This window comes from Chloroflexota bacterium (genome assembly GCA_020850535.1).
Classification (GTDB): Bacteria; Chloroflexota; UBA6077; order UBA6077; family JACCZL01; genus JADZEM01.
Map to the genome: position 1 here is coordinate 52,029 of JADZEM010000063.1, position 22,803 is coordinate 74,831.

The 22,803-nt window shown below is 66.2% G+C and carries 6 protein-coding genes; all 6 read right to left on the minus strand.

Features of this window, described 5'->3' with window-relative positions; all coding sequences use genetic code 11:
* Positions 1–62 precede the first annotated feature (62 nt).
* Positions 63–4,526 carry an acyltransferase domain-containing protein gene (locus IT306_09475; protein ID MCC7368642.1) on the minus strand — a complete coding sequence of 1,488 codons (4,464 nt, stop codon included), beginning with the start codon at positions 4,524–4,526 and terminating at the stop codon, positions 63–65.
* Positions 4,527–4,536: 10 nt separating this feature from the next.
* Positions 4,537–11,202 (minus strand): type I polyketide synthase, encoded by a 6,666-nt coding sequence (locus tag IT306_09480; protein ID MCC7368643.1) that lies wholly within the window; start codon positions 11,200–11,202, stop codon positions 4,537–4,539.
* A complete protein-coding gene (locus tag IT306_09485; protein MCC7368644.1) occupies positions 11,199–16,934 on the minus strand; it encodes a type I polyketide synthase in 5,736 nt (1,911 codons plus the stop codon). The genes IT306_09480 and IT306_09485 overlap by 4 nt, the downstream gene beginning before the upstream one ends.
* A 137-nt stretch (positions 16,935–17,071) precedes the next feature.
* Positions 17,072–18,955 carry a hypothetical protein gene (locus IT306_09490; protein MCC7368645.1) on the minus strand — a complete coding sequence of 628 codons (1,884 nt, stop codon included), beginning with the start codon at positions 18,953–18,955 and terminating at the stop codon, positions 17,072–17,074.
* Positions 18,956–19,034: 79 nt separating this feature from the next.
* On the minus strand, positions 19,035–20,501 hold the full coding sequence (locus IT306_09495) for a flippase (GenBank protein MCC7368646.1): 1,467 nt from the start codon (positions 20,499–20,501) through the stop codon (positions 19,035–19,037).
* Positions 20,494–21,858 carry a glycosyltransferase family 4 protein gene (locus IT306_09500; GenBank protein ID MCC7368647.1) on the minus strand — a complete coding sequence of 455 codons (1,365 nt, stop codon included), beginning with the start codon at positions 21,856–21,858 and terminating at the stop codon, positions 20,494–20,496. Before IT306_09500 ends, IT306_09495 begins: the two co-directional genes overlap by 8 nt.
* Positions 21,859–22,803: the final 945 nt, after the last annotated feature.

Below are 22,803 nucleotides of genomic sequence, written 5' to 3' on the forward strand. Positions count from 1 at the left end.
GGCGAGGTCTCGCAGAAACACCGTCTCACATGGTGGTTGCTGCGTTGTACGGATGCAGTGGTCTAGAGGTTCTCAAGCTTTGCCAGCAGCAACGCCTCGACCTCGTCGTCGGAAAGCGAGCCGACGTCGGTCCGACCGGCCGCCATACTGGCCGATCTGTCGGCGGCTCCTTGTTGCGGGACCGGCGCGGCGTGCGGCGCCGCCAGAGCGCCTCCCAGATACGATGCAATCGCATCGATTGTGGGAAAGTCGAAGACGAGGGTGGCCGGCAGCCTGCGCTCCAGGCCGAGCATGCGCGTCAGCCGATCGCGCAGCTCAATAGCCATCAGCGAATCGAGCCCGAGTTCCATCAACCCGAGATGCCGGTCGAGCGGCTGGCTCGGTTCGAGCCGTAGTGTCTGCAACACCTGGGCACGCACTGTCGTGACGAGCTGCTCATGGCGCTCGTCAGGCAGCATCTCCCTGAGGCGCTGCAGCCCGCCTGATACGGCTGATTCCGCCTGGCTCGCGGCAGATCCCGTTGGGGGTGGCTCGACACGCGCAGTGAGGGGGCCTGGCACGGACGACGCAGGAGGTTGCAGACGATCTCGGGCTGCAGATGGACACCTCGCCAGGATGACGTGCTGCCCCAAGATCGCAGCCGGCGAGGTCGAGCGAGGAAGCGCAAGAACCTCGTCGAAACCGGCGGTCCTGAGCGCAGTGTCCCAGCGTTCGGCAGTCAGCAGCGGATGGTTACCGCGCCACGCATCCTCGAATCGCTGCCAGCCTTCGATCAGGCCAGTTGTCACGTCCATCCAGCGCGGATGGGTGGTGGTCTCGTAAAGAACCAGCAGGCCACCAGGACTTAGCAGGTCACGCGCATGCGCCAGAGCCGCGTCGAGATCGCGCGCCGCATGCACCACGTTGGCGCCGACCACCACATCGTAGCTGCCACTCGCGTACCCCTGCTCGGCTGGCACACACTCAAGATCGTAGCGTCCGTACTGCACAAACCCGTATGCGGCGAACCGCTCCTGGGCACGCGTCAGGAAGAAGTCCGAGACGTCGGTGAACTGGTACTCCGCCGTCCAGCCATCAAGCGCGGGCAGCAGCGACGCCGTCGTGCCACCCGTGCCGGCGCCGATCTCAAAGACTCGGAGCATCCCGCCGCTGTTCCGGCGAGGCCTGCTCTCCACTACGGAGCGGACGATGCCGTTGAAGTATCGCGCCAGCGACCACTGCTGATAGATGAAGTCAACCGTCTCGCAGGAGCCAGCGGGGAAGAGGGTCTCAAGTGAACTCTCGGCCCCGGAGATGACAGCGGCAAGGCTTTGTCCACAGCGGCGCATCCAGTCGAGAACCTGTGGCGCGTCGGCCAGGACGGCGGCGGCCTCCCGATCGAGGTCGCTCAACGGCGGCGCCGGCAAGGGCTGAAGACAGCGATAGTGCGCCTCGACCTCCACCACCAGCCCATCCTCGACAAGGTGACCAAGCCACCGCTCGATGAGCGACCGGTACGTCGGGGCTGCGCGACATTGCGCCATCACCTCGTCGAGCGTGAGCGACTCGCCCACCCGGCTGAACAGGCCGAACGAACGCAGTGCCTGCACCACGTACGCGGTCGCCAGCCGATCCATCCGCGCCCAGATCTCACTGAAGCGGTCCACATGCAGATCAAGCGGGGCCAGTCCCGCCTGTCGCTCAGCAGCGGAGACAGTCGCAGTCCACGCAGCGCCTGCCACGGGAGGCTCGTCTGTCGCCTCAGTTCGATGCTGGCCGGCGTCGACGATCCAGTCTGCCCAGTACCGCTGCCGATCCCAGGGATAGGTGGGCGCGGACGTACGACGACGGGGGTAGTCTCTGTCGAAGCCTTCCCAGTCGAGTGACACACCGTTGACGTAGAGCGCCCCGACGCTCTCGAGCAGTTGCTCCCAGTCTGCCCGGCCACGGCGCAGCGACGGCGCCCACACACCGCGAGCCTCATGGTCGGCTCGCTGAACCGTACCGATGAGCACCGGGTGCGGGCCGATCTCAATGAATGCGTCACACCGTTGCGCCAGGACGGTTCGGTAGGCGTCGGCGAATCGGACTGGCTGACGGAGATGTTGTCCCCAGTAGTCCGGACGGCCGGCTTCTCGTTCCGAAACCAGTTGCCCAGTCATGCTCGAGACGAGCGCGAGACGTGGCGGGCGAAAGGCCACATCGGCCGCAGCGCGCACGAGGTCGTCCACCACCGGATCCACGAGCGGCGAATGCGAGGCCTGTGCGATGCGCAGGCGGCGCACCTCGATTCCGGCCGACCTGAGATCGGTGAGAACAGCGTCCAGCGCCGCCACCGGCCCTGAGATCACGGTACTGTCACTCGCATTCACGGCTGCAATCGTCACCTGCCCCCGGTGCCGCGCAATCGCAGTCGTCACGAGACCTTCGTCGGCGAAGACAGCAGCCATGGCGCCGTGCTGGGGGATTGACTGGAGAAGTCGGCCGCGAGCAGCCGTTAACCGAAGCCCATCCTCCAGCGAGAACAAGCCCACCACGCAAGCGGCAGCGTACTCGCCAATGCTGTGACCCACGACGACGGTCGGCTCGACACCCCACGAGCGCCATAGCTCGGACAGTGCGTACTGCAGCGCGAACAGCGCCGGCTGACCGTACGCCATCTGATCCAACCAGGAGCCATCGCCGTCTGACGGGTACAGGATCTCGAACAGAGACCGCCCGAGGATCGGCTGAAGCACCGCATCACAGCGTTCGAGAGCGGCCCGAAACGTCGGCTGCGTCTCGAACAGGTGATACCCCATCTGAACGTACTGGGCGCCGTGCCCGGTGAACAGGAATGCAACGGAGGGCGGTTCCGGCCGTGCGGTCGTCCCGCGCGCCATGCCCGGTAGTTCCTGGCCGGCGGTGAATGCGGTCAGCCGCGCGTTGATCTCACCGGCGCTGGAGCCGCTCACCGCGAGCCGGTGCTCGAAGTGACTGCGCCCGGTGGCCGCCGTGAAGCAGATATCTGCCAGGCGCGCTGGCGTGGCTTCGACCGCGCCGGGCGACAGGGTGTGCCGGTAGCGCTCCACGAGCGCCTGGAGTGCGGTGTCGGACTTCGCGGAGAGTGGCAAGATATGGAGCGGACGCTCCCGATCGGCAGGGTCGAGGCCGCTGTCTGGCGCAGCCGCCAGCACGACATGGGTGTTCGTGCCGCTGAATCCGAACGCGCTGACCGACGCAATACGGCCAGATGGTCCGGCTGGCCAGTGCTGATGGGTCGTCGGCACGGCCAGCGGGAACTGTTCCCATGGAATCAAGGGATTCGGCGTCGAAAAGTGCAGATTCGGCGGAATCTCGCCATGCCGCAGCACGAGCACGGCCTTCAGCAGGCCGGCGACGCCCGCCGCAGCCTCGAGATGACCGATGTTCGTCTTCGCCGCCCCCAGCATGAGCACCTGATCGGCGGATCGCCCCCGGCAGAGCACCTCGCCAAGCGCCTGCACCTCGATGGGATCGCCGAGCGAGGTGCCCGTGCCATGCGTCTCCACGTACCCAACATGCTCGGGAGCGACGCCAGCATCCGCGAGCGCCTCGCGGATGACCGACACCTGCGATGGTCCGTTCGGCGCTGTCAGACCGTTGCTCCGGCCATCCTGGTTGATCGCTGATCCCCGAACAACAGCAAGGATGCGGTCACGATTCGCCAGCGCGTCTGAGAGGCGCTTCAGGACAACGACGCCGCACCCTTCTCCGCGCACGTAGCCGTCGGCACGGGCATCGAAGGTCTTACACCGCCCATCCACCGCCATCATCTGTGCCTTCGAGAAGGTGACGTTGATCTCTGGTGAGAGGATCAGGTTCACGCCGCCGGCCAGAACCAGGTCACACTCGCGAGCGCGAAGGCTCTGACAGGCCAGGTGCACCGCGGTCAGCGAGGACGAGCAGGCGGTATCGACGGTAACGGCTGGCCCCTCGAGGCCGAGCAGATACGCGATGCGGCCGGCCGCCACGCTCGGTGCATTGCCCGTCGCGAAGTACACGTCGAGACGCCCCGGATCGCGCGCGAGCATCCGTCCATAGTCGCTGTTGCCGAGGCCGATGAAGACGCCGGCCCTGGCCCCGCTCAGGCGCTCGGCTGACTGCCCGGCGTGCTCCAGCGCCTCCCAGGCCACCTCCAACAGCAGACGCTGCTGTGGGTCCATGCTCGCGGCCTCGCGCCCGTTGATCCCAAAGAACGATGGCGAGAACACGTCCACCGCATCGAGAAACCCGCCGTGGCGCGTGTACATCCGTCCGGGCGTGACAGGGTCGGCGTCGTACCACTGGTCGATGTCCCAGCGAGTGGGAGGAACCTCGGTGATGGCGTCCCGGCCAGACCGCAGCAGATCCCAGTACGATTCGAGATCGTGGACGCCACCCGGAAGACGTAGGCCCGCGCCGACGATGGCGATCGGCTCGGTGCGCTGTTGCTCGATCTTGCCAAGACGGGCACGCAGCTCGCGAATCTCCAGGATCGCACGCTTCATCGGAGTCAACTGGTCGGCGCTGTCGATGATCGGTTGCACGCTTCCGTTCCTATCCAGCCAGGCCAAGCTCGGCCAGCAGCACCTGCTCAGCCTCCTGGTCGGAGAGCTGCGCCAGTTCATGCACAGCCTTCGTTCGCGCAGATGCGTCCGCGGACGAAGGCGTCTTCGGGAGCTCCGCCGCACCGTCCAGGTGGTCCGTCAGCAGGTGTCCAACCAGCGCGTCGATGGTTGGGCACTCGAAGAGCAGCGTCGGGGAGAGCGCCAGTCCCAGGCCGGCAGCCAGACTGTTTCTCAGCTCGACGGCCATCAGCGAGTCAAGCCCGAGCTCTGACAGCGGGCGGGTCGGATCGACTATGAGCGAGGGGTCGAAGTTCATGACCCGCCCTACATGCTCGCGTACGAACACCTGCACGAGGGAGCGGCGCTGGCTCGGCGGCGCATCGGCGATCCGCTGCTGCACACCCGGGGGCATGGCCTTTGACTCTTGAGCAGGGTTGGACTGCGCCAGGTCCTGGAAGAGCGTTGGCACGCCGCCGTGCGCGGCGAGTTCGCTCAGTGCGCGCTGGTTCAGCGGCAGCGCGGCGATCTGTGGCACGTCGAGCGTGAGCGACTGCTCAAGCGCTGCGAGGCCGTCCGCAGTTGAAAAGCTGAGCAGCCCGGCATCGGATAGGCGCTGCCGGTCTTGCGAACGGAGAGACGCCGTCATCCCCGTCTCCGCCCACGGCCCCCAGTTGATGCTGAGCGCTGGAAGCCCCTGACGCTGCCGCCAGTGTGCAAACCCGTCAAGGAAAGCGTTTGCCGCGACGTAGCTGCTCTGCCCGGCCGCGCCAGTCAACGCCGCGCCGGCCGAGCAGAGGACAAAGAAGTCCAGATCACGCTCACGCGTGAACGTGTGCAGGTTCACCGTCCCGCTGAGCTTTGGTGCAAGCACCTGTGCGAAGCGTTCCCAGGTTTGCTCTTGCAGCACGCCATCGTCGAGGACACCGGCCGCGTGGATCACACCGCGAAGCGGCAGGCCGGTCTGGTCGATCAGCGCGAAGACCTCGGCAAGTTGATCCAACGCTGCCACGTCAGCCTGGCAGACCAGGACGCGGCTGCCAGCGTTTTGCAGCGCCGCGATCTCCTTGGCCGCGTGCTCCGACGGGGTGCGCCGCCCCACGAGGGCGATCAAGCCAGCGCCCTGTTCGGCCAGCGAGCGAGCGGCCGCCAGGCCTATTCCTCCGAGGCCGCCCGTGATGAGGTACGCCCCATCACCCCGCGCGGCGGCCGGGTGTTGACGCCCGCGTGAGGCGTCGGCGCACAAGACAAGCTTCCCGATGTGCCTCGCCTGGGCCATCTGGTGGAACGCCTGCCTGGCCTGTGCGAAGCGAAACGCTCGGAGCGGAAGGGGTGCGAGTGTTCGCTGGCCCACCTGATCCACGATCTCGCGCAGCGCCGCGCCGATCATCTCGGGGTCGCGCTGGCAGACCTCGCCCAGCAGAAACGGCAGATACGCGATATCAGGGCGACGTGCTGCAACGCTCTCCGGCGTCCAGATGCCACGCCGCCCGATCTCGACGAAACGGCCACGTGCAGCGACGCAGTCGATGCTCCGCGCCAACAGCTCGTCCGTCAGTGAGTTGAGCACGACGTCGACACCCTCGCCACCTGTCGCCGTCATCACCTCGCCGTAGAAGTCCGTCGTGCGTGAATTGAAGATGTGCCGCACGCCGAGATGCTGCAGGTGAGCGCGCTTCTCGACGCTGCCGGCTGTCGCGAAGACTTCTGCGCCAAGCTGCTGTGCGAGCCGCACGGCAGCCAGCCCAACGCCTCCCGTGGCCGCATGGATGAGGACGCGCTCGCCCGACTTCAGCCGGGCGAGGGTTCGCAGCCCGTACCAGGCCGTGAGGTAGGCGATTGGGAGCGTCGCCGCCTCCTCAAAGCTCAGCTCAGCGGGCTTCGGCACGCTCAAACGGGCGTCTGCCAGCACGAACGACCGGTGGCTGCCTTCCGCGACGGCGATGACCTCGTCGCCCACCCGCGGCCCGGTGACAGCGGCGCCCACCCGTACGACGACGCCAGCGCACTCGTTGCCGAGGCGGTCCACGCCACCGGGGTACAGATCGAGGACGGCCAGGACATCTCGGAAGTTGAGTCCGCTCGCACGAACCTCGATCTCTACCTCTCCGGATCCGGGCGCACGGCGAGCGAGCGGAAGCAGGGTCAAATGGTCGAGCACACCCCTCCGTGGGGCATCGAGGTACACGGGCTGGGTGTCTGACAGGGTCCGACGCGGTCGCAGCCGCGGGCACAGGCGCTGGCCGGCGCGGAGCGCGATCTCCCGCTCGTCGCCGTCAGCCAGGAGCTCCGCCAGAAGCGCATCAACCGAGCCCATCGGATCGGCGGGATCGAGGTCGACAGCGGTCGCCCGCGTCTCCGGCCGCTCCCGGAGGATGGTCCTCGACAGTCCCCAGAGCGGCGCCTGATCGACGGCGATCTCCACCCCGTCGTTGACTGCCTGTGCCCCGCTGGTCACCAGCCAGAGCCGCGTCCCGAGATGACCGGCGAGCGCCTGGGCGATGTGGAGCGTGCTCTGGCACGCCGGGGCCTGCACCTCGACGTGCGAACTGGCTCCGGCCGCAAGCCCGTCCGGGCCGGTCCGCGGATCGAGCCCCCAGCACTGAATGATGCCGCGCCATGGCTCGGCATCCTCCTTCGCCGCACACAGAAGCGTCACCAGATGCGACGGGTTGCCAGGATCGACGGTCCATGAGCGCTGACCGTGCTGCGCCAGCGCCGAGCCCGCCGAGACCTGAACCACTGACGCACCGCGCGCCTCAAGCCTCCGAGCCAGCAGATCGCCGACGCCTTGCCGATCGGTGAAGACCAACCAGCGCCCCCCCTCGGTCAGCGTGTCCGCCCGGTCTGGCAGGATGGAGGCGGCCGGCTTCCAGTTGATCTCGTAGAACCAATCAGTCTGCGCGTGCTGATCAGAACCTGCTCGCCGGGCCAGTCGTTCCAACGCTTCACGCGACGCCCGCTTGAAATGCACACCCAATGCGTGGACACACAGCCGCCCGTCGGCGTCGTAGACCCAGAGATCGCCGACGAGCATGCCGGCGCGGTCGTCGTGATGCTCAAGGCGAACGTAGACCCGGACCTCTCTCCCCGGCCGTGCGGTGATGGTGAACCGCTCGATGCTCACGGGCACGAAGATCGGCTTCTCGGCTTCGTCCTCCCCGCTCGGCAGGGCAGCTACGAACGTCTGCAGGCACGCATCGAGGAGTACAGGATGAATCTGGTAGCAGTCAGCATCATCAACGTGCGCCGGCAGCACGACCAGCCCGACCGCCTGACGGTCACCATGTCGCAGCTCCCGAAGCCCGCGAAACCGATGCCCGTACGCCATCCCCTGTCGCTCGACTCGACGGTAGAACGCGTCCAGGTTCAGCGATTCCGGGCACGCCGCCTCGCCCGCGGCAATGGAGGGGGCAGCGGAGGTCTCACCCTCACTTGGGTGCGACGTCGCCAGCTCACGGCGAAGCCGTCCACTGGCATGAAGCCGCCAGTTGCCCTTGGCCGACTGCGAATCGGCTGGAGGCGGCGCCGCGCTGAACACCTCGAAGGTCACCATCTCGTCGGACGCAGCGCGCACAATGACCTGGACGCGCTGGGGGACGCCCGATCCGAGTTCCAGGGCCTCCTGGATCAGGATGTGCTCCATCTGGAGCGGGCCAGCCCCGAACAGGTCATGTGCCGCCGCCGCTGCCTGCTCGATGTACGCGGCCGCCGGAACGACCGGAACGCCGTGGAGGCGGTGCTCATCGAGAAAGACGGGCCAGGACGGGCTGATCTGCGTCTCGAAGATCGCGCCGTCAACGATAGGGGAGTCAATCCTCCGGCCGAGCAAGGGGTGTGCGCCGCCTTGAGCCACCACAGGCAGCGACGCCGGTCGCGCTGCCTGTTCTGCCGATTCATACCAACAGCGCTGCCGTTGGAACGGGTAGGTGGGCACGCGCACAGGCCGATACCCATATGGCCGACTGAACCCAGACCAGTCTACATCGACGCCACGGACGTACAGTGCGGCCAGGCTTTCAAGCAAAGCTTGCCAGTCGTCAGCGCCCCGCCGAAGAGACGGGACGGACTGCGCCTCGCCCTCAGGCAGCGAGCGGGCAGCAGCAGCCGAGAGTGCCGGTGTGGGGCCGATCTCCAGAAACAGCTGGTGTCCCGCACGATGCAGCGCAACGACGCCATCAGCGAAGCGCACCGCCTCGCGCACCTGACGCTGCCAGTACTCGGCAGTCGGCGCCTCGCCAGCCGGCCAGAGCTGTCCGGTCACATTCGAGACCAGGGGAATCTCGGGCGGTCGATACGCGATGGACTCGGCAACGTTCCCGAACTCCTGGAGCATCGGCTCCATCAAGGGAGAGTGGAACGCGTGTGAGACGGTCAGCCGCCGATGCTTCACCGCCCCGGCAAGCAATTGCTCCAGCACGGCGTCGAGCGCACTGCTCTCACCCGAGATGACAACCTGACCAGGCTCGTTGATCGCGGCGATAGACAGACGGTCCTCGTACCCACTGAGGACAGCGCTGACATGCGCCTCGGAGGCAAACACGGCAGCCATCGCCCCGCCCGCCGGGAGCGCTTGCATGAGTCGACCGCGCGCAGCGACCAGCCGCGCCGCATCCTCAAGGCTGACGACGCCCGCCACGCAGGCTGCCACGTACTCGCCGATGCTGTGTCCGAGCACCGCCGCCGGGACGATCCCCCAGCTTCGCCACAGCTCAGCCAACGCGTACTCCAACGTGAAGAGGGCTGGCTGGGTGTAGGCCGTCCGATCGACCAGCGCGGCAGCACCACCATCGGCGAACAGCACGTCGCGAATGGGCCGTTCCAGCAGCGGATCGAGCAGCACCGCGCACCGGTCGACGGCGTCGCGGAACACGGACTGAGATTCGTAGAGTTGTCGCCCCATCCCAGCGTATTGCGATCCTTGCCCCGTGAACAGAAACGCGACCGACGGCGCCGCCCGGCTGACCCCGTTTCCCATCACGAGGCCGGTGTCGCTGGCCGCCCCATCACCGTGAGAGAACCGAAGGAGACGGTCAGCCATCTCCGCCGGCATCTCCGCAACGACGGCGAGGCGGCGCTCGAACGAGGTGCGGCCCGCGTTGGTGGTATGGCAGATATCGCCCAGAGCAGCAGGGTCGGCAGCGGCCACGAAGGCGGCGAACTGCTGGGCCTGTGCCTTGAGCGCCTGCTCGTCTCTGGCTGACAAGGTGAGAAGCTGTCGGCTGGGTGTGAGAGGAAGGGCCGCAGGCTCCGCCAGCCCTGGCGAATACGACTCAAGAATAACGTGGGCGTTGGCGCCACCAAACCCGAACGAGCTCACGCCAGCCAGGCGCGTCCCGTCGTCGGACGTCCATGGCGTCAGTCGATCCTGGACCCGCAAGCCCAGCCGCTCATAGGGGATCTCCGGATTCGGCTCCGCGTAGTGCAGACTCGCAGGAAGCTCGCCGTGGTGGAGCGACAACGCCAGCTTGATCAGCCCGGCGATGCCCGCGGCCGCTTCGAGATGACCGACATTGGTCTTGACCGACCCAACGGCGCAGATGTCGCCTGCTGCCCTGCCAGCACCCAGCGCCGCACTGATGGCGTGCAGCTCGATAGGGTCCCCAAGGCGCGTGCCCGTACCGTGCGCCTCGACGTAGCTGATCCGATGCGGCTCCACCTGCGCATCAGCGAGCGCCTGGCTGATCAACGCCTGCTGCGCGACACCGTTGGGTACGGTCAGGCCGCTGCTGTAGCCATCCTGGTTGGTGGCGGACCCTCGAATGACAGCGTAGATGCGGTTGCCATCGGCTTGCGCCCGTGCCAGCGGCTTGAGCGTGACGACCGCGGCACCTTCGGCGCGCACGTAGCCGTCTGCGCGGGCGTCGCCGAACTTGCAGCGGCCGTCGGGGGCGAGGAACTTGGCGAGGCTGATCGACGTAGACGGACCGAGAATGACGTTCGCGCCCCCCGCGAGTGCAAGCGAACACTCGCCGTTGCGAAGGCTGCGCACCGCCTGATGGACTGCCACGAGCGACGACGAGCAGGCCGTGTCGATCGCCATGCTCGGCCCGCGAAGGTCCAGCGTGTACGAAAGCCGATTCGCCGCGATGCAGAAGGCGTTTCCGCTGGTCACGTAGATGTCGATCAGCTCCGGGCACAGCGTCTGATCGACAACCTGGAGCTTGCCGTAGTCATTCAGGCCGATGCCGATGAAGACTCCGGTTGGACTGCCGGCAAGACGTGACGGCACGCACCCGGCGTCTTCGAGCGCCTCCCAGGCGGCTTCCAGCAGGAGCCGCTGCTGAGGGTCCATCGCTCTCGCTTCGCGGGGCGAGATGCCGAAGAAGTGCGGGTCGAACCCCGCGATGTCGTCCAGGAAACCGCCGTAGCGCGAAGGAATCTTTCCGGGAACGTTCGGATCGTCTGCATGCGTCGAATCAATCGGCCAGCGGTCCGCCGGTACCTCGGAGATCGCGTCGCGCCCATCGCGCAGCAGGTCCCAGAACGCATCTGGGCCATACACGCCGCCGGGAAAGCGGCAACCGATGCCAACGATGGCGATGGGCTCGGATCGCGCCCGTTCGAGCTCATCGAGCCGCGACCGTACCCGCCGGAGCGCAAGCAGCGCCCGTTCCAATTGTTCTCGATCGTTCGCGGATCGGCTCTGATCGGTCACGGGAGACTCCTGGCGTCCAGCGACTCAAGCTCTCGATCGAGAAGATCGCGGAGCTCGTCGTCAGACATCTGGCTGAAGTCGGCGTCGGCGCTCGCATCGGGCTCGGGTGTCGTCTGCGGACACTCGGGCTCAGGAAAGAGCCGCTGGACAAGAAACGTTGCGAGAGTGACCGGCGTCGGGTAGTCAAAAGCCACCGTCGACGGCAAGGTGATGCCAAGGCGGGTTTCGAGGCGTTGCCGCAACTCGATCGCGGTCAGCGAATCCAGGCCCATGGTGAAGAAGCCACGGTGCTCGGCGATGGTGTGGGTGGGTCGATACCCCATCACCCTGGCAGCTGCTTCAACAACGGTGTCGGTGAGCAGCCGCACACGGTCCGAGGGCGCAGCCACCTCGAGCTGCTGTCGCAGCCGCGCAGCATCGGCGTGTTCCGACGTGCGCCCGGACGCAGGCTCTCCGCGAACCGCGCCCCGGTGCACACTGTCACGCTCGTCGACTGATGTTGTCTCACCTGGCTGGCGCGCAACCCTGGCCGCACCGGCGTCAGCACCGGCCGCAGCAACCTCGCCTCCAGGAAGCTCGCAGAAAAGCGCCGCGCTGGCTGCTGCTGGATAGGCGGCGCGCCAGGCATCTACGTCGAACGGCATGACGACAGCGGAGACGGCGCCCGCATCAAGAAGGTGTCCCATCACCCCGAGCGCCTGCGTCGGATCCAGGCTGCCAATGCCTCGCGCAACGAGTCTCTCGCCGCGGTCAGCATGCGCGGCTGCGAGGCCGATAGACGACCACGGCCCCCAGTTGATGCTCAACCCGGGGAAACCGTTCGTCCGACGATAGTGCGCCAGGGCATCGAGGAACGCATTGGCCGCCGAGTAGTTTGCCTGCCCCGGCGATCCGAGCACGGCAGTCACCGAAGAGAACATCACGAACAGGTCGAGGGGCGCCGCCGCCGTGAGCGTGTGAAGATTCCAGGCTCCGGCCACCTTGGGAGCCATCGCGGTCACGAAGCGTGGCCCATCCAACCCCAGCAACGTGGCGTCTGCGAGTACCCCGGCTGCGTGGATCACGCCACGAAGCGGCGGCATGGTTGTCTCAATGCGCTGCAGGACGCCGCTGAGCTCCGCACCGACAGCAACGTCGGCTGATGCCACCAGTATCCGAGCGCCGGCCTCTTCGAGCCGATCAATGGCCGTCTGCGCCGCCACACTCGGCGGCCTTCGTCCGACCAGTGCGAGAGCCCGTGCGCCCCGCTCGACCAGCCACTGCGCAACCGCCAGTCCGAGCGCGCCAAGCCCGCCGGTGATCAGGTAGGCGCCGTCAGACCGTACCGCTGACCCGTCGCCGTGGTTCACGGCAGCGGACATACGCCGATCGAGCGCCAGCATGATCTGGTCGCCATCCGCGCCGTCCGCCAGCCGACGGAATGCCTGCACGCCAGCTTCAAGGTCGAGATTCCGGGAGAGCAGGGGAACATCATGTCCATCGACCGTCAGTCGCACGCTCGCGCTGCTGGCAGGCGGACCCGGCTCGACATGCTGAACCATCCTCGCGACGTAGCGCTGCCCGCCGCGCCATGCAATCTGATCTTCCCGTCCGCCGGAGGGATCGGAGCGCGTCCTCTGGTCCGCCAAGAGCTCGACCACGAGTGCACGCACCGAGGCTGTCGTCGGTTGAGCTTCGAGATCGAGCAGGCGGCAGTCGAGCGCGTTCTGCTCCAGCGCCAGGCTGCGCCAGAAGCCCCAGAGCGGACTCTGCGCCAGCGACGACTCGGCGGCGACCGGGCCAACCGCCTGTGCGCCGGCCGTGACGATCCAGAGGGAAGGCGCCTGGCGCTCGTCCAGGGTCATGAGCGCCCGAGCCAGGGCCAGCGCATTGAGGGCCTTGTGAGTTGCGGCCGTGGCCGGGGTATCCGATGGCTCAGCCGGCGCCCTGGCACTCAGCGCCGTCGCATCGACGATGCCCCTAATCGATGGCTGATCCGTCTCCAGCCCAGCCCGAAGCTGTGTGATGAGACCTGAAACGAGGCGCGCAGGCCCCGACTCGTCACCTGAGGTTGGAGAGCCGTCCGTCGAAAGGACTGTGCAGCGCTGACCATGTGCAGCCAGGAGGTCGGCGATCAACTGGCCGGTCCCGCCGTCATCCGCCAGGATCACCCATGAGCCGGACGCAGCAGATCGGGTCGGGACCGACACTGGAGCCGTCATACGCCAGATCAGGTCGTAGATGCCATCGTTTGCCAGATCGCCTGACGTGCCGGATTCCTCTTTCAGCCGGACCCCGCTGAGATGCGCGACAGGACGTCCCTGGTGGGTCGAAATCGTGACGTCGCCGACTGCCCCGTACGAGGTCCAGCGTACGGTTCCCCGCAGCCCTGCCTGCGTCGTCGGCCACGCGACGATCTGCACACGGTCCACACCGGTCACGCGGTGTGAGAGCGTGCCGGAGTCCGTGGGCAGCGTCGTCACGAGCAGACGGAGCGCGGCATCCAACAACGCCGCCCGCGCCAGGTGGGCTGGCACGGTCTCGGGGATGTGCAACGCACCAGTCAGCGCATCATCGCCGGGGGCGGCCGTCTCGACGGCGCCATCGCCGACTATCCCAGCGCGCAGCAAAGAGGTGGCGTCCAGGGTCCATGTCGCGTCGAATGCCCTCCGGCCAAAGACGCGCAGGCCGGCGGTGTCGGGCGCTGCCTGAGTCAGCACCAACTGGATCGCTCGCGAGCTACCAGCAGGCACGGCCTCCGCACGGTCGAACACGAGGCGCTCGACGGTGATCTGATCCGTTCCCAGCGCCTCGACGCCCGCAACGAGCGACAACTCCAGCGCCATGGCCGCCTGCGAGATGACAGCCGGACCGGCGGACACGCCTGCCAGGTTCGACAGATCGTGGCTGCTCAGCTCGCCTTCCCAGATCCAGGTGTCCGGCTGCGTAGCCGGCCGAGTCGGCGCTCCGACTATCGGATGGCCGGACTGCGCGGGGTTGGAACTCGCCGACCAACGCCCCTGCCGAGCGTGCGCTGGCGTTGGGCTTGACGGCTCGTACCAGAATCGCTCCCGCTGCCAGGGGTAGCCGGGGAGTGGCACACACGCGCCGCCGGCGGGATACAGGGCGGCCCAATTGATGTCATAGCCGGCCGTGTACAGCGTCGCGAGCGATTCCAGGAGCGTGGCCTCGGCCGCTGTCTCGCGCCGCAGCGAGGGCAGCACCAACACATCGTGCCCTGACTCGCGCACCGACTGCTGCAACGACGAGATCAGCACCGGGTGCGGACTGAGCTCAATGAAGACCCGATGACCGGCGTCGAGCAGCACTCCGACCGTCTGCCCGAACCGGACCGGCTGCCGAAGGTTCTGGAACCAGTAGTCCGCGTCGAGCGGCGCCCCTTCGAGCCTGGCAGCACGTACGCTGGAGTAGAAGGGGACCGACCCTGTCAATGGGCGTAGTCCGGCCAGCAGAGCCTTCAGATCTCCCTGGAGGGGCTCGACCTGAGGGCTGTGTGACGCGACGTCAACGCCGATCACCCGGCAAAAGACATCACGTTGTCGGAGCGTCTCCAGCACAGCCTGCAGCGCGTCTGGGGCGCCGGCGATCACCGTTGACCGCGAGCTGTTGCTCACGGCAATCGACAGTCGATCTTCGTAGCCCACCAAGGCGCGTTCGACATCGGCAAGCGCCAGGTCCACGACGGCCATCGCCCCCTGACCGCTGACCCGGCGCAGCAACCGGCTACGCCCGCAGATGACCAGAGCAGCGTCGTCGAGGCTGAGCAACCCCGCGATGTACGCCGCGCCAACTTCGCCCATGCTATGTCCGACGACGGCAACTGGCCGGATGCCCCGGTCCTTCCAGAGCTCGGCCAGCCCGACCTGAATGGCGAAGAGGGCCGGCTGCACCACGTCGATTCGGTCCCAGGTCTCCCCCGAGCGCAGCGCGGCGAGCAGCGACCAATCCACGTACGGACGGAATGCGCGCTCGCACCGCTCGATGGCGGCCCGAAAGACCGGCTCCGATTCCAGGAGATCCTGAGCCATGCCGACCCACTGAGATCCCTGGCCCGGGAATACAAAGACAATGCCGCCCTGGTCGGGCGGTGCACACACCAGAGGCGTCAGCGCGTCGTCGCCAGAGACAGCCACCGCACGAAGTTGCTGAGACAGCTCCTCGCGCGATCCTGACACGGCTGCCCAGCGGACGCCGTGGTGAGTTCGGCGCGCGGAGGCTGTGAAGCAGAGATCCGCGACCGATACCTGCTGGTCGGCGGCATCCAGGAGGTCCGCGATCTGCGTGGCCCGAGCGCGGAGCGCGTCCGGCGTGTGGCCAGACAGCGGCAGCATTGCCGGCCCCTCAATGGAGGGCGTGTGCGATCCAGTGACCGTCGTCGCAAGGTGTCGCGCAGCCTCCAGCACGATGTGAGCGTTCGTACCGGTAATCCCAAAGGAACTAACGCCCGCACGCGACAGCCGCTCGGTCTGGGGCCACGGACGCCGCTCAGTTGGCAGCGCGAGCGCCAGATCGTCCCAAGGCACCTTTGAAGTAGGCGTCGCACAGTGGAGCGTCGCCGGGATCTCGCCATGCTTGAGCGCAAGCGCGACCTTGATCAGCCCTGCCACGCCAGCAGCGCCCTCGGTGTGCCCGATGTTTGTCTTCACTGACCCTACGAAACAGGGCTGATCAGCGGGGCGTCCTTGCCCAACAACTGCGCCCAGCGCTCGGAGTTCTATCGGGTCACCGACTGCCGTGCCGGTTCCATGCGCCTCGACATAGTCGACCTCGCTCGGCTCAACTCCGGCATCAAGATACGCGGCGTGCAGGAGTCGCTGTTGCCCTTCCGTAGCCGGCGTGACGAGATGGCCGCCAGTCTGGCCGTCGTTGTTGACGGCGCTGCCGCGAATCAGGGCGTAGATCGGATCGCCATCAGCAAGCGCGCGAGAGAGCGGCTTCAAGATCACGGCAGCGGCTCCATCGCTGCGCACATAGCCATTGGCACTCGCATCGCCAAACTTGCAGCGTCCGTCTGGCGCCAGCATGCCCGCCCGGGAGTACGCGGTGTTGATATGATTCGCGAGGATGACGTTCGCGCCACCGGCAAGCGCGATATCGACCTCGCCTTGCCAAATACTGCGACAGGCCAGATGCACCGCGACAAGCGACGACGAGCAAGCCGTGTCGAGCGTCAGGCTGGGCCCTTGCGAGTCGAGCACATACGACAGCCGCCCCGCTGCAGCGTATCGCCCGCTGCCCACGGTCATGTAGAAGTCGGGCTCATCCGAGACGTCGAGCAGATACTGCTCGTAGTCACTGAGCCACAGACCAACGAAGATCCCACTGCGCGCGCCCCGAAACGCCGCCGCTGGCTGCCCACCGTCCTCGAGCGCCTCCCACGCGACTTCGAGCAGCAGGCGTTGCTGCGGATCAAGCCGCTCAGCCTCGCGCGGGGAGATCCGAAAAAACAACGCGTCGAACTGATCGAGGCCGCCAACCTTCCCGCCAACTCGGCGTCCCGACTCACTTGCACTCACGGCCGCAGGCGCGCCCCGGTTCTCATACGGCGGAATAGAATCGACGAGAACCTGTGGAAGCGTTCTCACTGCGTCTGTGCCATCGTGCAAGACACGCCAGAACGATGCCGCTGATGTGATGCCGCCAGGATAGCGGCAGCCGATGCCGATGATCGCGATCGGCTCACGCTCCGAGCGAACGTCATGTTTCCGCGACACTTCGGCCCCCCGATGCACTGGTCCGCACGTCCAGCGGATAGTTGCGAGTCGTTGCTGGTGAACACCGCGGCGGGATGACGACCGTCTCACTGCCATCGCTCAGACAAGGATGGTCACGGCTCCCTGGTTCCAGCCAGACGCCGGTGGGATCGTCGCTACGCGTCGGCTGACACGCTCAGGAAGCGGCCAGCCGTGCCCAGGTCAAGCGCTGGGTACGGCATGGGGTCTTCGTCATGCAGCGCCCGCAGCACGAGCTCCATGGTCATCAGCGGAGCGATCTTTCCAATCGTCCAGAGCTCTGTGCCAGCCTGATGCCGATTCCAGAGCGCTCGCACCGCCTCTGGATCGAAGAGGCCTCGGGCTTCAGTCCGCGGCGAGAAGAGTACCTGCTCACCCCATCCTCGCAGGTCCGTCCGCAGATACTGCTCGTAGTCAGCGTAGAGACGGGGACGCGACGGGAAGATCGGCGCGATCCGTCGATTGACTGCGGACTTGACTCGCTGGACGGCGGCATGAGGCCGGCGAATCAGTGGATTTGCATGGGGCAGCCGATCATCTCGGTCGCACGGGACGCGAGCAAGGTGCGGGGCGCGGCGCGTGATGACCGCACGCTGGAGGTGCGGCGTCGTCCGGATCTCTTCGGGCAGGGCATAGAGAAAGGTCAGGAAATCGTAGTCAAAGAACGGACAGCGCACCTCGATAGCCGAGCGCGTGAAGACCACCATGTTGACCGTCGACCGCAGGACGCGCTGACGGATGTAGAACCAGTCGGCTCGCCGATCTGGCGTGTAGTGCGCGGACCGGGCAAGCTCTTCGCGGAACGAGTCGAACGCAAGGCCACGTAGATGACGGAACCGCGAACCGAGGAGTGTCGCTTCCTCCGCCTCCGTGAGCCCGGGCCAGGTTGCGCGCTGACAGAACGCATCGAAAAGGCGCTGGGCAAGATCGAGTTCGCTCGGAGGATGCCGGTAGACACTGTCACGGTCATAGTCCACGATGTAACCGCCGAGGGTGGTGCCCCCATCCCAGCCACTCAGATTGACGTCGATCAGCTCTCGCGCACGGTCGAGGGTGCTCATGCCGTGCGCGTGGATCCAGCTATGCATGCCCTCGGTCAGCGCCAGGTGAAGCGAGGCGTACTCGTGGATCCATTGTCCATCGGCCAGCGGGAACCAGTGATGCGCGCTGCCGGCGCGACGCGCAAGCTCAGCGGCATAGACAACATCGCGGCTCTCACGTGCGCCGAAGGTGATCGTCGTGGCCTGTCCCCGGCCCTCCAGAAACCCGAGGATCGCTCGACCGTCGAGTCCGCCACTCAGGTAGACGCCCGTGCGAAGTGGCGGCGTGACCATCGCATCGATGGCGCGCTGAAAGAGGCGGCCGGCCTCTTCGACAGCCTCCTCGAACCCGATGGAAGGCTGTGGCTCGATGGCGTCCCAGTCCCAGTACGCCGTCACATCGAGCCGATCGCGGTCCGGCTCGTACTGCAGGATCGACGCGGCCGGAAGCAGGCTGATGCTCTCGAACCAGGTCTTCTCCCCCAACAGCTGCTGAAATCGAATGTACTCGGCGAGTGCGCGCTGGTCCAGCCTCCGCGAGACACCATCAATGGCAAGCAGGCCCTTGAGTTCGGGCGCAAAAGCGATCCCACGCGACAGCCTGGTGACGACGTGCGGGTACAACCCGAAGCGGTCGTTGACGAGCGTGAGGCGACGGACGCGCCCGTCCCAGATGGCGACGAGAAAGGAGCCGTCGAGTGCCGACAGGCCCGCGGCCCCGTCGCGCAGGAAGACGGCGAGCGCCAGCGCTGCGTCATCCGCATCGGGCCGCAACCTGCCCTCATTGACGAGCGCCGCACGCAGACGGGCCTGGTGGTAATACTCGCCGCACAGCCAGAGGGAGACTTGCCCGTCATGGCTACGAGCAGGCTGCGAGGCCCGATTCAGGATGCCGATGCTGATGCGGCCTAGAGCGATCCCATCATCCACTGCGACCACGTGCGCCTGGTGGTACGGCCGATGCCGCATGGACTCAGCCATGCGATGTGCGACCCGTTCCACCTCATGGCGCGAGCCAGGGGCAACGTAACCGAGGATGCCACTCATGTCCGGCCCCTGTCTACGAGATCATGCCGAGAAGGCGGCGCGGTTGCGTGATGAGCGCACGTGGCTCCACCAGGCGGAGCAGCACCGCCAATGCTGAGAAGCTCAGGCCGCCGGCGATGATGCTCAGCGGCAGCTCAAGCGAGCGAGTCATCCAGACGACGGCGCCCATCAGCACGGTGGCCAGCACGACGCGGGCGACCTGCATGCCGATCCTGCCAAGCTCAACGGGCTGGTGGAGCAGCGCGACAAAGCGAACGGCTGACAGGCCATCGCTGACGAGGGTCGCGAGTGCGGCAGCCTGTGCCCCGTACAGCGGAATCAGCAGCAGGTTGAGCCCCACGTTCACGACGGCACTCAGGAGATAGATCCTGGCAGCCTCGCGCTCCAGGTGAATGGCGGCGGTGACGTTGCCGCAGAATGCGTTGAAGAGCAACAACGGTACGTCCCAACAGATCAGCGCGAGGATCGGCCCGGACGGTTCGTAGGCGTCGCCGTACAGCAGCCTGACAATCGGTCCTGCGAGAATGGAGACGCCAACGGCTGCCGGCAGTGACAGCAACATCATCCCTTGTACACTCAAGCGGACAATCCGCCCAACGCGAGCGGGGTCTGTCATATACTCACGGGTGAGCGAAGGGGTGATCACTACCAGAAATCCGCCAACCATCGCTACGAGATTAAAGACAAGGCGATATGCAGCACTGTACCAGCCGACAACAGCATCGCCATGCCAATATCCGAGGATCACTGCGTCTGCGCTGAAGTTGTAGGTGAGCGCGATAGCCGTAAGCCCAAACGGCAGACTCGCACGGACAAGTGGGATCCAAGTCCGTGGCGATACCTTCCATCTTGGAAGACTGATCTTTGTCCGCCGCATCGCCCATACACACAGCCCAACCTGAATTGGCATAACGACCCAGCCAGTGTACAGGAGGGCCAGGAACCCCTGCCCTAGTGACAGCAAGGCCAGCCCCAGACCTATGGTCAGCAGTTGACCGATGATCTGGACAACGGTAGGAACATCGAAGCGCTCGTTTGCTGTCAGCACCGTCATCAACGGCATCAGGAACGCCGCAGGCAGATACGTGGCCGTCAGCAGGAATACGCCAAGGACAACGGTCGTCGAGTAACCGAGGACGACCGCGAGCATGACGATGCTCAGGCTCCCAGCCACGGCCAGCAGCAGGCGAACCGCGACAAGATTCCAGAAGAGATCGAGGACACGGTCGGAGTCTTGCGCAATCGAACGCTGCACGTACTGGGCGACGCCCAGCTCGAAAAACACCCCGAAGATGCCGCAGAACGCAATCACCGTCGAGTATTGGCCGAATCCCACCTCACCCAGGAGCCGAACCATCAAGAGCGTGTAACTGACGTTCAACACCTTCAGAACGACACCGCCAGCCGTGACGACGAGCGAGTTCCTCACCAGGATTCTGGCGACGTCACGGCTCTGAGCCACCGTACGCGCGTCAGCCATGTCCCGGCCCGGCCGTCGGCTCCAGGGTGGGGATCACGGTCGTCGAGGAGACATCCACGATCTCGGCGTACAGGTCGCTGAGCCGGTCGAGCTCGACGTCCACCGATTCGACTGGAATCGCGTGCTGCCGCAGACGTGGCAGCAAGTCCGGCTCATCAAGGAGCCGCTGAAGCTGACGAGCGAGATCGGCGGCATCGTCGGCTGCGAAGAGCAGGCCATTCCGATCGTGTGTGACGAGCTCAGGAATACCACCGAGGTCCGTGCCGATCACAGGGATTCCCATCGCCTGGGCTTCCAGAATGACATTCGGGCTGTTTTCGGGCCACCGCGAGGGCACAACGATGACGTCCAGATTCGCCAGGACGGACCACAACTGCTCTGATGCGAAGTGACCGTCCCACGTCACATCCCGCAGTTGATGAAGCATCGACCGCACCCGCTCAGCATACCGGGACTCACCGCTGGCCGCTCCGTAGAGTACAAGACGCCGCGCACGGTTGCCACGGAGCTTCGGCCAGGCTTCGAGAAGCGTATGGACGCCTTTGTGTGCCTTCATCTGCCCGAGATATCCAACGCGAAGCGCTTCCGCCGGCACCGGCGGAACCCGCTGCAATTCGACACCCTGACGATGAACGCGAATCTTGTCCGGCCGAACACCGGCCTGGATGTACTGGTTGGCGAGGTACTGGGACGGTGCGATCATTGCCGTCACGTCGTCCAGCGCCCGCATGAGCACGTCGGTGCGGTCCCGTTGCCGCTGCACCTCAGACTGGGACCCCTTGAGCGCATCCGACAACTGCCAGACAAACTCCGTCGCCCGAGGCCAGACCTTGCTGGGGACTCGGTGCCTGCGACGGCGCTGACGGAAGCAGGCAGCACACGCTTCCGGCGTTGGTCCATCACATCTGGCGCCGCTCGTGCGCACCAGGATGATCCGGTGGCACAGCCACCAGTAGTCGGTGAGCGAGACGACGGTTGGCACGCCATAGTTGCGGGCAGCATGTATCACGCTCGCCGTGGTCAGGTAGCCACTGTAGAGGTGGACAATCGACGGCTGCCACGCCACCGTGATCTCTGCCGTCGCGGCTCCAACAATCGGATTGTCGTAGCTCCAGAGGAACGGCTCGGGCGCACCGTTCATGTTCAGCGAGAGGCGACGGACGAGCACGCCGTCTTCTACACGGTCCTCGTGTCCCTGCTCGCCGTGCGGAGCCTGGACCGACTCGATGCACAGAACACGGACCTCCACTCCTCGCGCGACGAGACCACGCGCCGTTCGCTGGGCGCGTAGCTCCGCGCCAGCCGTAAAGGTGGGGGGGAAACCATGAACGACAATTAAGAGACGCAACGGCGTCATCTCCTCGCCTACTTGGCGACTCTCGGTGTCAAGGGGGCGATTACCGGCGCGACGCAGGCCCCGGTGGCGTGACAGGATCGGCGCTGCGCGCGGCGCCGAAGCTGAACTGGGCGCGGAGGAGACGTTCGACGAGGCATTGTGGCGAAACTGGCGGCAGCCACCATCAGCCAGAGATCACGTCAGGCATCAGAGCGACTCCCCTTGCGGTGTCCCTCGGTCTGCCTGCGCTGGCAGGGGCCCCGCCCATCCGGATACGGCCGGCCCCGGGGAGCAGACCGCGATCGTAGAGCGCGCGGTTCGGCTGCCGATGGACAGCCTGCGAGAAGGGGCGCGGGACAACGTCTCCGGCGGAGACGCAGATGGGGGCGACGCCTCACGAGGAGACGACATACGCTTCTGCAGAGAAGCAACCGAGGCCGCCGACGCGCCCAAGGGCCTTGCCCCCACGCGCCCGAATCGAGCGGCTGCTCGTCAAGGCCCGCACCACGCCCGACTCAGCAGGATCGGCAGGTCACCAGGGCGAAGTGGCCCAGGGCCTTCAGCGCCAGAATCAGCTTGTGCGGTACTCATCCCACGCTACCGCACTTCTGCCGCACATTTGTGCCAGAAGCTCTCCGTCTTTGCAGCCACAAGATACGGACACCGCATACCGTATGTCAAGGCGTCAGAGTCAGGAACCTGGCGTCTCATCAGGATTGACCAGCCGACCTGGACGTGGACCGATGACGGTAACGCGGGCCGCAAGCTCTACCTGGCTGCGGGGCTGAACCTATGCTGCATCACCAGCCGCGCAACCGGCAATGTGGCAGGGGCTCGCCGCAGGGCGATTGCATGTTGATGTCGTCGTGCCGCCGCGTCGGGGCTTGAAAGCCCCGCCTACGATCCTGCAGTCGCTGCGCGACGCTCCAGTCGCACCAGTGCCGGCCGTTCCCGACGGCCGTCGCG

Excerpts from the sequence above, each read along its gene's own strand:
- IT306_09490 (MCC7368645.1), bottom strand. The coding sequence starts at position 18,955 with ATGGCTGAGTCCATGCGGCATCGGCCGTACCACCAGGCGCACGTGGTC.
- IT306_09495 (MCC7368646.1), bottom strand. The coding sequence starts at position 20,501 with ATGGCTGACGCGCGTACGGTGGCTCAGAGCCGTGACGTCGCCAGAATC.
- IT306_09500 (MCC7368647.1), bottom strand. The coding sequence starts at position 21,858 with ATGACGCCGTTGCGTCTCTTAATTGTCGTTCATGGTTTCCCCCCCACC.